Consider the following 15,397-nt stretch of genomic DNA (forward strand, 5'->3'; position numbering starts at 1 on the left):
CGGTCATTCCTCGCATACCTTTCTCAGCGCCTCTTGCCAGAACCCTTGCAGCACTTCGACATCGGCCGGATCCAGAATGTCCGGCAGCGTGCGCCACTGCGTCGCCAGCACGGGGGCCGCGCCGTCGGAGAACACCACCGCGTTGAGCGTCAGTTCGTACCGGACCGCGAGGTCGGGCTCCGGCAGCTGCGACGCCCCTGCGGTGAGTGCGCGGTCGGGTTGCATGTCGCCGGTCACCGCTCCGAGTTCCGCGCGGCCCAGGTAGTTCAGCAGCAACTGGGGTTCGCGGTGGGCCCGCAATCGCGGCGCGGTGTCGGCCCGCAGGTAACGCAGCAGCGCGTAGTCGATGCCGTCACCGGGAACGGCCGCCAGGTCCGCGGCGACGTCGGCGCCGATCCGCAAGGGATAGATGGCCGACATCAGCCCGACCGTCTCGCCGGTGTCCACATCGCCTGCGCCGCCGTCGACGACCGCGTCCACCCGGCCGAAGGACTCCAGCGCCAGCAGCGGCGGCGGCGTGTCCTGCCCGCGGTGACGGCGCCACCGGGTCACGGTGTCCGCCGCCGCGGCCGCCAGCAGGTGGGCCATCGGCCGGTCCGCCGAGAGCAGCCGTGTGGTGACGTGGGCGTCGGTGACGCAGACGCTCACCGTGAGGTCGCGGGCGCGGTCGGTGCGCGGATCGACCCGCCGCGCACCGACATCGGGGTCCGCGTCGGCGAGCTGCGCCTCCCAGAAGTCGCAGGTGTCGAGCCGGTGTGCCCGCTCGAGCAGCAGTCGCGACCATCGCCGGTAGCCGGTGTGCTCGAGCGCAGGCGTCGGCTGCCTGCCCTCGGACAGCGCATGCCAGCCCGCGTCCAGTTCTCCGACGACGATGCGCCACGACGCCGGGTCCATCGCCAGCACGTGTGCCGACAGCACCAGCACGCTGGCCGCAGAAGCATTGACGCGCAGCCACACCGCGGACAGGAGTGCGCCGCGCGATGGGTCGAGTCGCTCGACCGACGTGCGGGTGTGTTCGGCGACGGCGTCGGCCAGCGGGCCGCTCACCGACACCTCGGTGAGGAAGTCCTCGACCTCCCCCGGCACGAAGGTCATCGTGTCGCGGTCGAGCCGGCATCGCAGCATCTCGTGGCCGTCGACGACGGTGCACAGCAGGGTGTGCAGATGGTCGACGGTGATGCCGTCGGGCAGCCGGATGGCCTCGGTCTGCGCCAGCCGCCGTGGGTCGCCGTATTCGTAGAGCCAGTGCACGTTGGCCAGCGCCGGGATCGGGCCGTCTTCCCCGTCGCCACGCCGGTCGGCGCCGGCTGATTCGCCGTCCACCGCGGCGGCGAGCTCGCGGATGGTGCCGCATTCGAGCATCAGCCGCGCCCGCAACGCGACACCGCGCCGCCGCGCGGCCTGCACCACCGACAGCGCGACGATGCTGTCGAGGCCCAACTGCAGCAGGTCGGCGGTGACGTCGACCTGCTTTCCGGTGTGCAGGATCTCGGCCAGCACCTCGGCCAGCGCGATCTCCGTCGCGGTCTCGGGCGTGGCGGCCTCGTCCTCGGGTTCCTGTGCGAGAGCGGCCAGCGCGGGCTCGTCGACCTTGCCGTGTGGCGTCAGCGGCAGCTCGTCGATCAGCACGATGCGGTGCGGAACCATGTAGCGCGGTAGCCGTTTGGTCAGCATCGCCCGCAGTTCGGGGACGGGCGGCTTCGGGTCGGCGGACACGTAGGCGGTCAGCCGCGGTCCGCTGCGGTGGTGTCGTACCGCCACGTGGGCGTGCCGCACCGCGGGGTGGCCGTGCAGCACCGCCGCGATCTCGGCGGGTTCGACGCGGAATCCGCGGATCTTGACCTGGGCGTCGGAGCGGCCGAGGAACTGCAGCGACCCGTCGGTCGAGCGGCGCACCACGTCACCGGTGCGGTACATCCGTTCACCGGCGACGAACGGGTCGGCGATGAACCGGCCCGACGTCTCGCCCATCCGGCCGAGGTAGCCGCGGGTGAGCTGCCCGCCCGCGAGGTACAGCTCGCCGGTGACGCCGTCGGGCAGCGGACGCAGCCAGGAGTCCAGCACGTAGGCGCGGGTGGGCCCGGTGGGCAGACCGATCGTGGGCGACTCGTGGTCGGCGATCGCGGCGACGACGGCCTCGACGGTGGTCTCGGTGGGGCCGTAGCAGTTGAAGGCCGTCATGCCGGTGCGGGCGCACTCGTCGCGGATCAGGTTCCACGCCGGGATGCCGACCGCCTCGCCGCCGAGGGCGAGCACGCCCAGCGGCACCGTGGACAACAGGCCGAAGGCCCGCAGCTGGGCGAACATCGACGGCGTGGTGTCGATCAGGTCGATGCCGAAGCGGGCGATCGTCGCGACCAGCGCCTCGGCGTCGCGCTGCACGTCGTCGTCGACGATGTGCACGCTGTGCCCGTCGAGCAGGGCCGCCAGCGGCTGCCAGGCCGCGTCGAAGGTGAACGACCAGGCGTGCGCCACCGAAAGGGTGCGGCCCAACCTGTCGGCCGCGGGCCGCAGCACGCTGCGGGCGTGGTCCTCGGTGTAGGCGAGCACCGCGTCGTGGGTGCCGACCACGCCTTTGGGCCGCCCGGTGGTTCCGGAGGTGAACACGACATAGGCGGCCTGACCGCGGTGCGCGATCACCGGCCGGAAACCGGCGGATGGTTCGGCGGTGCACTCGGCGAGCAGCGCGGCGTCGAGGACGAGCGCGGCGCCGCTCTGGGTGACGATGTCGTCGACGCGGCCTGCGGGCATCGCCGGGTCGACCGGCACGATCACCCCGCCCGCCTTGAGCACGCCGAGCATCGCGATCACGTAGTCCGGTCCGCGTGACAGCAGAATCGCCACCGGTGTCTCGGTGCGCACTCCCCGCCCGGCGAGCGCGGCGGCCAGCCGGTCGGCGGCCTCGTCGAGTTCGCCGTAGGTCAGCCGGCCGTCGGTCCACGTCACCGCAACCGAATCGGGCCGCGCCGCAGCGACTTCGGCGAAGCGGACGTGCACGCCGCCAGCCTCACCGGGCGCGACCGGCGTCGCTTGGGTGGCGGCCTCGCCCTCGATCAGCACGCCGACGTCGCGCAGCGGCCGCTCCCAGCAGGCGACGAGCCGCTGCGCGGTGGCCAGCACCCGCCCGCCGAGGCTCTCCGGAGTCATCGCGCCGAGCGCCCCGTCGATCACCTCGACGAGCACGGTGAGTTCACCGTCGGTGAGGTGCGCGGCGATGGTGACCGGGAAGTGCGCGAGACTCTCCAGCGCCGCGGGCCGGAACCGTGCGCCTGCGGCCTCGAACTCGCCGCTGCCGACCAGTCCGCCGGGCGGGAAGTTCTCGTAGACCAGCAGGGTGTCGAACATCTCGCCGATGCCGGCGATCGACCGCAGTTCGGCGTGCGCCAGGTAGCTGTGGTCGCGCAGGGCGGCGGCCTCCCGCTGCAGGGCGACGCACTGGGCGCCGACGCGCTGCACCGGGTCGAGCCGCACCCGCAGCGGGACGGTGTTGACGAAGAGTCCCACCATCGACTCGACGCCCGCGAGTTCGCCGGGCCTGCCGGACACCGTCACCCCGAACACCACGTCGCTGCGGTCGGTGAACGTCGAGACGATGTTGGCCCAGGCCATCTGGACCAGTGTGTTGAGGGTGACCCCGCGGGTGCGTGCGGCCTCGGCCAGCGCGGCGGTGGCTGCGGCGTCCAGCCGGACCTCGGTGCGCCGCGGCATGCCGCTCGGCGGCTCGCCGTCGGTGAGGGCCGGGGTGAGCAGCGTCGGCCCGGCCAGCCCGGCGAGGTGGTCGCGCCAGAGCCGGCGGCTGCCCTCCTGATCGCGTCCGGCGAGCCAGCCGATGTAATCGCGGTACGGACGCGGCGGCGCGGGCAGCGCCGAGGCGTCCCCGCCCGACCGGTAGAGCGCGATGAGCTCGCCGACGAACAGCGGCAGCGACCAGCCATCGATCACGATGTGGTGCGCAACGATCACCAGACGCCAACGCGGACCCGGCATCTCGACGAGCAGGAAGCGCATGGCCGGACCGCGGCCGAGGTCGAACCGGCGCCTGCGGGCATCGGCCTCCAGAGCCTGCACCTGGTCGGGCGACGCGGTGACATGCCGCCACGGCACGTCGACGCGGCTCGGGACCACCTGCACCACACGGGACGTGCTGCCGGCGCGGACGAAGCTCGCCCGCAGGTTGGGATGGCGCTCGAACATCGCCGCGGCGCAGTCGCGCAGCAGTGTCGCGTCGAGGTCGCCGGTGATGTCGGCGGCCATCGCGATCAGGTACGGGTCGGCAGTCCCCGTGCCGTCGCCGGTGTCGCCATCGTCGCTGTCGCTCAACGTCGTCAGTGAGTACAGCCCCTGCTGCAGCGGGCTGAGCGCGAGGACGTCCTCGAGCGTCGCGGTCACCGGGCGTCGTCCCCGGTGGCCGACCACGACAGCGTGAGGTCGGCCAGTTCGTCCGCCGACAGGCCCGACGCGCTCATCGCCTCGTGGTGCACGTCGCCGCGCTCGACGTCCTCCCCCGCCGCGTCGAGTGCGGCGGCGAGCTCGTGCACGGTCGGGAACTCGAAGACCATGCGCGCGGTCAGCCCGAGGCCTGCGTCGCGGGCCCGTGCCGCCAGCTGCACCGCGAGGATGCTGTCCCCGCCGAGCGCGAAATAGTCGTCGCCCCGCCGGATCTCGTCGGCCCCCAGCACCTCGGCCATGATCGACGCGAGCGCCTTTTCGGTGTCGGTGCGGGGCGGTTCGGCGGTCACCGCGGCGGTGTGCGCCGGGAGGGCGTCGTCGACGGTGCCGACGCGGCCGAGGAGTTCCAGCCGCCCGTCACCGGTCCACCGGCCGCGGTCACCGGACCGGTACAGCCGCGAACCGGGTTGTCCGCCGGTGTGATCCGCCACGAACCGGGCGGCGGTGACCGCGACGCCGTCGCACTGGCCCATCGCGACCGGACCGCCGCGGTGGTACACGTCGCCGACCACGCCGATCGGCGCCGGGTTCAGCGCGTCGTCGAGCACCACCAGCTGCCCGCCGCCCCACTGCGAGAGTTGCTGCCGCTCCTGCTCGTCGGTGATCTGCAGGCTGCGCAGCCGCTCGTCCGGCCGGTCGGCGAACGCGTCGACGACATGGCCGAGCCACGATGCGAACCGGCGGGCGGTGGCCGGGTCGTACAGCTCGGTGCGGTAGATGACGTGGCCGCGGCACCCCTGCCCGGAGACGAAGAAGTTCAGCGACAGGTCGGCATGGGCCACGTCGAACGTGGGCTCGATCGCGGAGAACGCCGTGTCACCGTCCGGCCCGCTGTCGATGACCTGCCCGTCGGGCAGCTGCTCGCGGACGTGCACCACCACCCCGAACAGCGGGTTGCGCGACACCGATCGCACCGGGCTGACCGCGTTCACCACCTGGTCGAACGGCAGGTCCTGGTGTGCGTACGCCGACAGTGCCATCTCCCGGGTGCGCACCAGCAGGTCGCGCAGCGTCGGGTTGCCGCGAAGGTCGTTGCGGAGCACCAGGATGTTGATGAAGAACCCGACGAGCCGGTCGAGTTCGGGTTCGGACCGGCCTGCCACCGGCGTGCCGATCGGGACGTCCTCGCCGCCGCCCGCCTTGTGCAGCGCCACGGCCACCGCCGCCTGCAGCAGCATGAACTCGGTGACCCCGAGGTCGCGGGCCAGCGCGGTGAGCCTGTCGCGGGTGGCGCCGTCGAAGCCGAACTCCACCGCGCCGGCGTCGCCGCCGAGCACCCGCGGCCGCGGGAAGTCCGGGCGCAGGCCGGATTCCGCGGGCGTGCCCGCCAGCTGACGCACCCAGTACTCGCGCTGTGCGGCCATCGACCCGTTCTCGTCGGCCAGCATCTTGCCCTGCCAGGCCGCGTAGTCGGCGTACTGCACCGGCAGCGGCGCCCAGTCCGGCGCCTGCCCGCCGCGTCGCGCGAGGTAGGCGGCCACCACGTCGCCGAAGAGCACCGCGGCCGACCAGTGATCACCGGCGATGTGGTGGATCATCAGCGACAGCACGTGCTGGCCGGGCGCGCTGAGGACCGCGGCGCGCAACGGCCATTCGTGCTCGAGGTCGAAGATGTGGCGGCGTTCGCGGTCCAGTTCGGCCTGCACCCAGGCGTCGTCGTCACCGCGGGCGCGGCGGACCCGCAGCTCCCCCGCCGCGTCGATCACCTGATGCGGCACGCCGTCGATCTCGCGGTAGGTGGTGCGCAGGATGTCGTGCCGGTCGACGACGTCGCGCACGGCCGTCACCAGTGCGTCGACGTCGACCGGCCCGGCCAGCCGCGCCGCGAACGGGATGTTGTTGACCGGGTTGGGTCCGTCGACCCGGTAGGTGAACCACGTGCGCAGTTGCGACGCCGACAGCGGCGCCGGGCCGTCGTGCCCGGTGGCCACCAGGCGTGGCCTGGCGTCGTCGGCCGCGGCACCGGACATGCCGTCGATGTGCTCGGCCAGGCCGGCCACGCTGCCGAGTTCGAATACCTCCCGCACCCCGAGTTCGACACCGAACTGCGAGCGCACGGCGGCGACCAGCTTGGTGGCGAGCAGCGAATGCCCGCCGAGGTCGAAGAAGGAGTCGTCGGCGCCGATGCGGTCGCGGCCGAGCAGCTCGCCGAACAGGCCGGCCAGCAGCTGCTCGGTCGGGGTGGCGGGCTCCCGGTAGTCGGTCTCGGAGACGATCTCCGGCTCGGGCAGCGCGACGCGGTCGATCTTGCCGTGCGCGGTGATCGGGATCTCGTCGAGCACCACGTATCCCGCGGGTGTCATGTAGTCCGGCAGCGCCGCGGCGACGCGGGCGCGCACCCGGTCCACGTCGACGCCGTCGGCCTCCGCGGCAGGCGTCAGGTAGGCGACCAGGCTCTTGCCGAGCCGGGGCAGGTCGCTGACCACCACCACGGCCTGCCCGACGCTCGGGTCCACCGAGATCGCGGCGGCCACGTCGCCGAGTTCGATGCGGAATCCGCGGATCTTGACCTGCTCGTCGGCGCGGCCGACGAACTCGACGTCGCCGTCGGCGTTGCGGCGGGCCAGGTCACCGGAGCGGTACAGCCGCGCACCGGGAGTGAACGGATCGGCGACGAACCGCTCGGCGGTCAGGCCGGGGCGGCGGTGGTATCCGTGCGCCACATGCGTTCCGCCGATGTAGATCTCGCCGATCACCCCGACGGGCACCGGCTTGAGGTTGTCGTCGAGCAGGTGGATCTGCGTGTTGATCTTGGGCCTGCCGATCGGCACGATGCGGGTGCCCTGCTTGCCCTCGACCTTGTAGCGGGTGGCGTTGATGACCGTCTCGGTGGGCCCGTAGAAGTTGTGCAGCAGCGCGTCGAACGTGGCGTGGAACTTGTCGGCCACCTCGCCGGGCAGCGCCTCGCCGCCGATCGGCACCCGGCGCAGGGTGCGCCACTGGTTGACGCCGGGCAGCGACAGGAACAGCCCCAGCAGCGACGGAACGAAGTGCATCGAGGTGATGCCTTCGTCGCGCAGCAGGTCGGTCAGGTAGCCGATGTCGCGCAGGCCGTCCGGTCGCGGGATCACCAGGCCCGCACCGCAGATCAACATGCCGAAGATCTCTCCGATAGACACGTCGAAGCTCGGTGAGGCGACCTGCAGCAGCCGCTCGGAGTTGTCGATCTCGTATTCGTCGCCGAACCAGACGAAGAACTCGCCGACCGGCCGGTGCGGCACCGGCACCCCCTTGGGCCGGCCGGTGGTACCCGACGTGTAGATCAGGTAGGCGGTGTTGTCCGGGTGCAGCGGACGGACACGGTCGGCGTCGGTGGGGTCGTCGCCGCGGTAGCGCTCCAGTCCGGTGACCGGCTCGCGCAACACGAGTCTCGGCTCGGAGTCCTCGAGGATGAAGTCGAGCCGGTCCTGCGGGTAGGTCGGGTCGACGGGCAGGTACACCGCACCCGCCTTGACGATGCCCAGCGCGGTGATCACCAGTTCGGGCGACTTGTCGAGCAGCACGGCGACGCGGTCCTCGGCCCCGATGCCCTGCTCGATCAGCCGGTGCGCCATCTGGTTCGCCAACGCGTTGATCTCGCCGTAGGTGTAGGTGCGGCCCTCGTAGATCACCGCGACCGCGTCGGGTGCGCGGTGCACCCGATCGGACACCAGGGCGGGCAGCGTGGCGGGCGGAGTCGAGAACTCCTCGCCGTAGCTCACCTCGCGCAGCCACCCGGCGCCCGCGGCGTCGAGCAGATCGAGGTCGGACAGCGGGCGGTCGGGGTCGGACAGTGCGCTGTCGAGCAGCGTCGCGAAGTGGTCGAGCAGCTGGCGGGCGAGCTGCTGGTCGAGCACCTCCACCAGATGCTCGGCCTCGACCAGGATTTCGTCGGCGCCGAACTCGACCATGAAACCGAGCGGCAGCTGGGTCACCTGGCTGCGCAGCTCGGCACGCTCGCAGCGCACGCCGGCCGGGGCGAAGCCGCCGCCGTCGGGCTCGCGGAATCCGAAGCTGACCCGGGTCATCCGTTCCGTCCCGTATCGCCGGTCGGGATTGAGCTCGCGCACCACGCGGTCCAGATTCACCCGCTGGTGGGCGAAGGCGCCGAGCGCGGTGTCGCGGGTCTGGGCCAGCAGTTCGCGGAACGTCATGCCCGGCTTCGGCCGCTGCCGCATCACCACCGTGTTTCCGTGGTAGCCGATCACCTCGTCGGCGCCGCCGTCACGGTTGAGCACCGGGGCGGCGACCAGGAAGTCGTCGGCATGGGTGTAGCGGTGGATCAGCCCGCCGAACACCGCGAGCAGCACCATGTACGGCGTGCAGCCGGCCTCGCGGGCCAGCTCCGCGACCCGCCCCGCGACGCCGCCGGACAGCTGCCGCGTGCTGCGCTGGGAGCGCCAGCTGGTGGGCACCACCGAGCCGGTCGGGCCCGGCAGCTCGAGCGGTTCGGGCATCGCGGCCATCACCGTGCGCCAGTACGCCAGGTCGGCCTCGGTCGTGTCGGGTCCCGCGGTGCGCGCGGAACGTGGCCCCGGGGCCAGCTCGGCGCCGTCGTACGCCCGGGTCAGGTCGGCGAAGAACACGCGCCAGCAGCCGTCGTCCCAGGCGATGTGGTGCGCCACGAACAGCAGCACGTACTCGTCGGCGCCGGTGCGCGCCATCGTGATCCGCAGCGGCGCGTCTTTGGTCAGGTCGAACGGCGCGGCGAACTCGCGCTGCGCCAGCACCTCCAGCCGCAGCCGCCTGCCCTGCTCGGACATCTGCGACAGGTCGTGCTCGGCCCAGCCGGGACGCAGGTCGTCGTGCACCTCGATCGCGGGTTCGCCGTTCTCGCCGGCGCGGTAGGTGGTGCGCAGCACGCTGTGGCGGCGGGCCACGGCATCGACCGCGTCGTGCAGCCGTGCCGGGTCGACGTCGCCGCGCAGCCGGTAGGACAGGCAGATGTTGAGCAGTGCGCCGCCCGGGTCCATCTCCTGCACGAACCACATCCGCCGCTGCCCGTCCGACAGTTCGTCGGCGGGCCCGGTCGCTACCTCCGGCACCGACCGCAGGCCCCGCTCGGCGAGCTTGCGCCGCAGCAGTTCCAGCCGGTTGTCGTCGAGGCCCGCCGTGTTCGGCACGCGGGTCTGCTCAGTGGTGTCAGTCACGAGAAGCGTTCACTTTCTCTGCTCTGTCGGCCGGCTCGCCGGCCCGGTCGAGGTCTGCGATCAGCTCGGTGCCGGTGATGCCGCCCAGCAACCGGGCCAGCGGAACCGACCGGCCGGTGGCGTGCTTGATCCGCTTGCGCAGATCGAGGGCCAGCAGCGAGTCGACGCCGAGGTCGAACAACGACGCGTCGAGGTCGAGCGCCGCGGCGTCGGGCACGCTGAGCACCGACGCGAGTTCCGCGCGTACCGCCGCGCGGGTATCGGTGGCGCCGACGTCGCTGTCAGCACCCGGGACATCGTGAGCCGCATGTCGGCTCGCGAAGAACAGCCGCAGCCGGTCGGCGTCGGCGGAGAAGATCAGCGGGTCGCCGTGATGGTCCCGCAGGCTCGCCTCGATCGCCGCGCGCGGGGCCATCGGCAGCAGTCCGGAACGCTCGATCCGGGCCGTCTCGCCGGCGTCGACGACACTCTTGCCGTCGGCGGCCCACAACCCCCACCGCACCGACACGCACGACCGCCCCGACGCGCGCAGCCGGGCGGCGGTCACGTCCAGCATCCGGTTGGCCGCGGAGTAGGCGGCGTGTCCCTGCCCGCCCCAGACCCCGGACACCGAGGAGCACAGCAGGATCGGGGCCTCCGGCCGTAGCGGCCAGAGCTCGCCCACGTCCGCGAGGCCGGAGACCTTTGCGGCGAAGGCACGCCCCAGAACGGTCCGGTCGATGTGGTCGCGGGTGGCGAAGCCGGCGGCTCCGGCGGCATGCACCAGCAGCGACGCTCCGCCGCCCGCGAACTCGGCAGCGGTCGCGGCCAGCTGGTCGCGATCGGTGATGTCACAGGGCGGCGCAATGACCTGCGTGCCGTGGTCGCCGGCCACCGAGGCCAGCACATCGGCCTCCGCTCCGCTGCGGCCGAGCAGCACGATCCGCCGGGCTCCGTGTTCGGCGAAGTACCGCGCGAAGTGCAGGCCGACCGCGCCGGCGCCTCCGGTGATCACCACGTCGTCGAGCAGGCCGGAGTCGAGCCGCCATGCCTTCGGAAGCGTTGTCGTGTCGGGCAGTTCGCGGCGGTACAGCACAAGGCCGCGGAGTGCGGCCTCGGGTGCGTCGGTGAACAGCGTCTCGGCCACGGCGGCGATGGTCGCGGCGTCGAGGTCACCCGCGGGCAGGTCGAGGTGGCGGAACGTCTGGTCGGGGTGCTCGAAGCCGATGCTGCGGTGCATGGCCGCCAGCGCCGCAGGTGCGGGCAGCGGCGAAGGGTCGTCCGCGGTGACCTGTTCGGCGCCCGCGGTGACCAGCCAGACGTCGCGGCACTGCGGGCCGGCGGCGGCGTAATCCAGCAGGCCGTCCGCGACGTGTCCGGTCAGCTCGCCGGCCGCCGCCGCGCCGTCGGTCTGCTCGGAGACGGGGGCGACGACGACGAGCATCTCGGCGCGGTCGGCAGGCGCCACCGTCACCGCGGGGTGTCCCTCGATCGCCGCGCCGATCGCGCCGGCCAGCGGATGGGCGGGTCCGGGTATCAGCACCGCGACGGTCCGTGTTGCGGTGGGCGACGTTGCGGGACGAGCCGTTTCGCGCCAGAGCTCGCTCGCGATCGTCACCGGCGCGGTCGTCGTGGCTTCGCGGGCGCCCGGGCGTTCGGGCGCCGCCCACATGTGCGTCGTGCGCATCGGCGCGTTGGGAAAGTCGCGCAGCGGCCGGGCGTCGCCGACGAGATCGGCCCAGCGGTAACGCGCGTCGGTCACCGCGGCGGCCGCGATGTTGGCCGAGAGCCGGTCGACCAGATCCGCTTCGCGGTGCCCGGAGCCGACGAGGACAGCGGGCCCCGCCGCGAGACCGAGGGTGTCGAGGGTGTCGCCGATCGCGAACAGCAGTGCCGGATGCGCCGACAGCTCGACGAACGCCCTTGCCCCACATCGCACCGCCGCCTCGACCGCGCGGTCGAAGCGCACCATGTTGCGCAGGTTGCCGTACCAGTAGTCGCCGAACTCCGTGCCCGCCGCCACCACGTCACCGGTCGCCCCGCCGATGAACTGCATCGGGCCGTCGCCGAACCGGGCCTGCGGCAGAGCGGCCGTGAAATCCTCGCGCAGCGGTTCGAGCACGCTGGTGTGCACCGGGAAGTTGACGGTGATCTCGCGGGCGAACCCGCCGCGCGCACGGACAGTGCCGACAGCGGCGGCCACGGCGTCGCGATCGCCCGACACGGCGACCGACGCGCTGGCGTTGATCACCGAGAGTTCCAGCCAACCAGGGGTTTCCGCGATCAGCTCCTCGGCGGCCGCCGCCGTGAGACCGAGCGCGGCCACCGCATATCTACCGCGCATCCGGTCGGTCACCGCCGCGCGGGCGGCGACCACCGCCACGGCGTCGGGCAGGGTGATGACGCCGGCGAGGTAGGCCGCGGCGATCTCGCCGAGGCTGTGGCCGACGGTGAGGTCGGCGGCGACGCCGCAGGCCCGCCAGACCGCGGCGAGCGCGACTGCGTGGACGAACTGCGCGCCCTGGATCTCGATCTCGCCGAACGCATCCGGGTCACCGGCGGTGGTGAGGTAGCGCAGCGGCGAGGTCAGGCCGGCCGCGCTGAAGGCGGCGGCGCACCTGTCCGCCTCGGCGCGGTAGGCGGGCAGGCGGGCGTAGGCGTCGGCGCCCATCGCCGGCCACTGGCTGCCCTGGCCGGGGCAGACGAACGCCAGCCGCGGCGTCGCGTGCTCCGCGGAGCGGGCCACCAGCGGATGGTCCTCACCGGTGGAGAGGGCGTGCAGCCCGTCGAGGAGCTCCTCACGGTCGGCGGCCCGCAGCACCGCGCGGTGACGGCGCAGCCGGCGGGTGCGCAGCAATTGGCCCGCCACGTCGGCCACTGTGACGTCCGGCCGGGTTCGCAGGTAGCGCGCGACGGCCGCGGCGTCCACGCCGACGAGGTCGGGCGCATGTGCGCTGAGCAGCACGGGGACACGGCCGTCCGGCCAGGTGATGACGGGCATCAGGCCACCCGGGCCCCGGCGTCGGGCATCGCCACGACCACGTGGGTGTTGGTGCCGCTCATCCCGAATGCCGACACCGCGGCCAGCCGCCGCCCGTCGACGGCCCGCCAGGGGACGAGTTTGTCGGCCAGCCGGATACCCTGGGTTTCCCAATCGATCTCGCTACTGGGCTGGTCGACGTGCAACGTGGGCGGGATGGTGGCGCGTTCGGCCGCGAGCAGCACCTTGGCCAGCCCCAGGCCGCCTGCCGCGGCCTGGGCGTGGCCGATGTTGGACTTGACCGAGCCGAGCCGCGGTCCCCGGCCGGGTTCGGTGGCGCCGTAGGTGCGCGCCAGCGAGCGCAGCTCGGTGCGGTCGCCGAGTCGGGTTCCGGTGCCGTGGCCCTCCACCAGGCCGATGTCCTCGGCGCGCACGCCGGCCTGCGTCAGCGCGCGGCTGAACAACCGTGCCTGCGCGGCACCGCTCGGAGCCGTCAGCCCGGTGGTGCGGCCGTCCTGGTTCAGGCAGCTGGCCAGGACCTCGGCCAGGATCGGCCGACCGTCCCGACGGGCGGCCGATCGGCGCTGCAACACGAACATTGCTGCGCCCTCGGCCCATACGGTGCCGCTCGCATGCGCGCTGTAGGGGCGGCAGTGCCCGTCGTCGGAAAGTGCGTGCTGCTTGGAGAACTCGACGAAGTAGCCCGGCGATCCCATGACGGCGACGCCACCGGCCAGTGCCAGGTCGCAGTCCCCCGCGCGAATCGACTGCACGGCGACGTGGAACGCCGCCAGCGCCGACGAGCACGACGTGTCGACAGTGAGCGCCGGCCCGGTGAGGTCGAGTGTGTAGGCGATCCGGCCGGAGATGACGCCGAGCGAGGTGCCGGTGATGAGATGGCCGCTGTGCTCGGAGAACCGGGTCATGTCCGGTCCGTAGTCCAGTACCGATGCGCCGACGAAGCAGCCGGCGTCGTGGCCCGCGAGGTCGTCGGGATTGATGCCGCTGTTCTCCAGCGCCCGCCAGGCCAGCCGCAGCGCCACCCGCTGCTGGGGATCCATCGCGACGGCCTCCCGCGGCGAGACGCCGAAGAATTCCGCATCGAATGACGCTGCGCCCGTGAGGAAGCCACCGAGATCGTGGATCGGCTTGTAGCCGTCGCGCCGTTCGAAGAGTTCGGGCAACGCCCAGCCGCGGTCGGTCGGGAACGGGCCGAGTGCCTCACGCTGTTCGGACAGCAGCGACCAGTAGGCGTCGGCGGAGTCGATGCCGCCGGGAGCCTCGAGCGCCATGCCGACGATCACGACGGGGTCGTCCGCGCCGTCCACGCCGTCAGAGGTCATCGGCGCCCATCAGTTCGGCGAGCAGATCGGTGTGCTCGTTGAGATAGAAGTGGCCGCCGTCGAGCAGCGAGAGGGTGAACGAGTTCTCGGTGTGGGTCTCCCAGGCGCGCAACTGGGCCTCGGTGATCCGGTGGTCGCGGCGGCCGCCGACGGCGTTGATGTCGGCCCGCACCGTCACCCCTGCGTCGCAGCGGTAGCGGTTCCAGGCCAGATAGTCGGCCCGGATCGCCTGCAGCAGCAGCGCGACGAAGTCCTCGTCGTCGAGCAGGCGCGGATCGGTGCCGCCGAGGTCGGCCAGTTCGGACAACAGGCCGTCGTCGGTGGTCGGCATCGGCCCGGACGCTTCGACGGTCGACGGTGCCTGCCCGGCCGACACCCACAGCTGGCGCACGTCGACGCCGTTGCGCTCGGCGATGCGGGTGAACTCGAACGCCACCACCGCGCCCATGCAGTGGCCGAACAGCCGTAGCGGGCCGAGCCGATGCCACTCGCCCGCCCGGAACAGGTCGTCGGCGAGCTCGGTGATGGTCTCCGCCGCCGGATGGGTGAGGCGGTCTGCGCGTTGCGGGTACTGCACCAGATAGGTGTCGACTCCGTTGTCCGACAACGCTTTGGCGAGTCCGCGGTAGGCGACGGCCGCTCCGCCCGCATGCGGGAACACCACCGTCGCACCTCGTGAACCGTCCGCCGGGAAGCCTTTGACCCAGGATTCGAACGTCAACTGCTGCTGGCGTACGCCCGTCATGGAGCCGAAGCGTCGATCGGCGGCAGGAAGGTCAGCGGGTACTCGACCGCGACGCGGGTGTCGGCCCGGTCGGCGACGGCCACACCGACTCCGGCGAGCAGTGCGGCGAACACCTCGCGCACCGACTCCTCGCAGTCCAGACCCGGTGACACCGTCCGACGGCCGTGCGGATCGGCCGGAGCGCTGCCGATCGCACGCAGCAGCGCGGCATGGCTGAAGGTGGCGTTCGGCAGGATCGCGGCGGGTTCGGCCGGGCGTGGCGACACGACGGCGAAGCCGGCCTCGGCGGCGCCGATCCGCAGTGCTTCCCGCACCGTCAGCGCGGGCATGAATGCAGGAGGCAGGTCACCGCACACCAGCGCCATCCGCGCCACGCCGCGGCGCATCGCCGACAGTGCGGCCTCGGCGGGCAGTCCGGCGGGCACCGGCAGGTAGATCGCGCCCGCGGCCAGCGTCCCGAGCACCGCCGGGATCTGTTCTGCGCAGGCGGTGCCGACGACCGCGACCACGTCACCGGGTGCGACGCCGGCGACCGACAGTGCGGCGGCGATCGCGCGGACCTCTTCGGAGAGTCGCCCGAAGGTGGTGCCGCCGGTCGCGCCGGTCACCGCCTCGCGATCGGGCACGGAGGCAGCGACCGCGAGGACGCGTTCGTGCAGCGATGCCATCTCCGCAGCGGTCACATCGCCGGGACGGGTGATCGTCATACCGTGAGCCACAATGCCTCCATGGATTAGCAAAGGCTGTCCTAAATTGCTGAGGCTACCCTATG

Annotated in this window: 6 protein-coding genes; all 6 read right to left on the reverse strand. The window is 72.5% G+C overall.

Going from position 1 to position 15,397, the window contains the following annotated elements; translation table 11 throughout:
- Positions 1 to 3: 3 nt before the first annotated feature.
- The 6 genes from ACPCHZ_RS15540 to ACPCHZ_RS15565 are packed head-to-tail and all read right to left on the reverse strand — an operon-like array spanning position 4 to position 15,332.
- Complete coding sequence (locus ACPCHZ_RS15540) at positions 4 to 4,389, reverse strand: amino acid adenylation domain-containing protein (RefSeq protein WP_423485550.1); 4,386 nt, start codon at positions 4,387 to 4,389, stop codon at positions 4 to 6.
- Entirely contained in the window at positions 4,386 to 9,578 is a 5,193-nt protein-coding gene (locus tag ACPCHZ_RS15545) for an amino acid adenylation domain-containing protein (RefSeq protein ID WP_423485551.1), read from the reverse strand. The genes ACPCHZ_RS15540 and ACPCHZ_RS15545 overlap by 4 nt, the downstream gene beginning before the upstream one ends.
- Positions 9,571 to 12,558, reverse strand: a complete 2,988-nt coding sequence (mbtD, locus tag ACPCHZ_RS15550) for a mycobactin polyketide synthase MbtD (protein WP_423485552.1) — start codon at positions 12,556 to 12,558, stop codon at positions 9,571 to 9,573. Before mbtD ends, ACPCHZ_RS15545 begins: the two co-directional genes overlap by 8 nt.
- Entirely contained in the window at positions 12,558 to 13,880 is a 1,323-nt protein-coding gene (locus tag ACPCHZ_RS15555) for a polyketide synthase (RefSeq protein WP_423485553.1), read from the reverse strand. The genes mbtD and ACPCHZ_RS15555 overlap by 1 nt, the downstream gene beginning before the upstream one ends.
- The gene (locus ACPCHZ_RS15560) at positions 13,870 to 14,625 is read right to left on the reverse strand and encodes a thioesterase II family protein (RefSeq protein WP_423485554.1); all 756 of its coding nucleotides are present in this window, start codon (positions 14,623 to 14,625) and stop codon (positions 13,870 to 13,872) included. The genes ACPCHZ_RS15555 and ACPCHZ_RS15560 overlap by 11 nt, the downstream gene beginning before the upstream one ends.
- The gene (locus ACPCHZ_RS15565; RefSeq protein WP_423485555.1) at positions 14,622 to 15,332 is read right to left on the reverse strand and encodes an AMP-binding protein; all 711 of its coding nucleotides are present in this window, start codon (positions 15,330 to 15,332) and stop codon (positions 14,622 to 14,624) included. Before ACPCHZ_RS15565 ends, ACPCHZ_RS15560 begins: the two co-directional genes overlap by 4 nt.
- Positions 15,333 to 15,397: the final 65 nt, after the last annotated feature.

This window comes from Mycobacterium sp. NPDC050041 (assembly GCF_049541695.1).
Lineage (GTDB): Bacteria > Actinomycetota > Actinomycetes > Mycobacteriales > Mycobacteriaceae > Mycobacterium.

Bases quoted from the DNA above. Each gene is read 5' to 3' on its own strand.
- mbtD (WP_423485552.1), bottom strand. From the start codon at position 12,558: ATGCCCGTCATCACCTGGCCGGACGGCCGTGTCCCCGTGCTGCTCAGC.
- ACPCHZ_RS15555 (WP_423485553.1), bottom strand. From the start codon at position 13,880: ATGACCTCTGACGGCGTGGACGGCGCGGACGACCCCGTCGTGATCGTC.
- ACPCHZ_RS15560 (WP_423485554.1), bottom strand. From the start codon at position 14,625: ATGACGGGCGTACGCCAGCAGCAGTTGACGTTCGAATCCTGGGTCAAA.
- ACPCHZ_RS15565 (WP_423485555.1), bottom strand. From the start codon at position 15,332: ATGACGATCACCCGTCCCGGCGATGTGACCGCTGCGGAGATGGCATCG.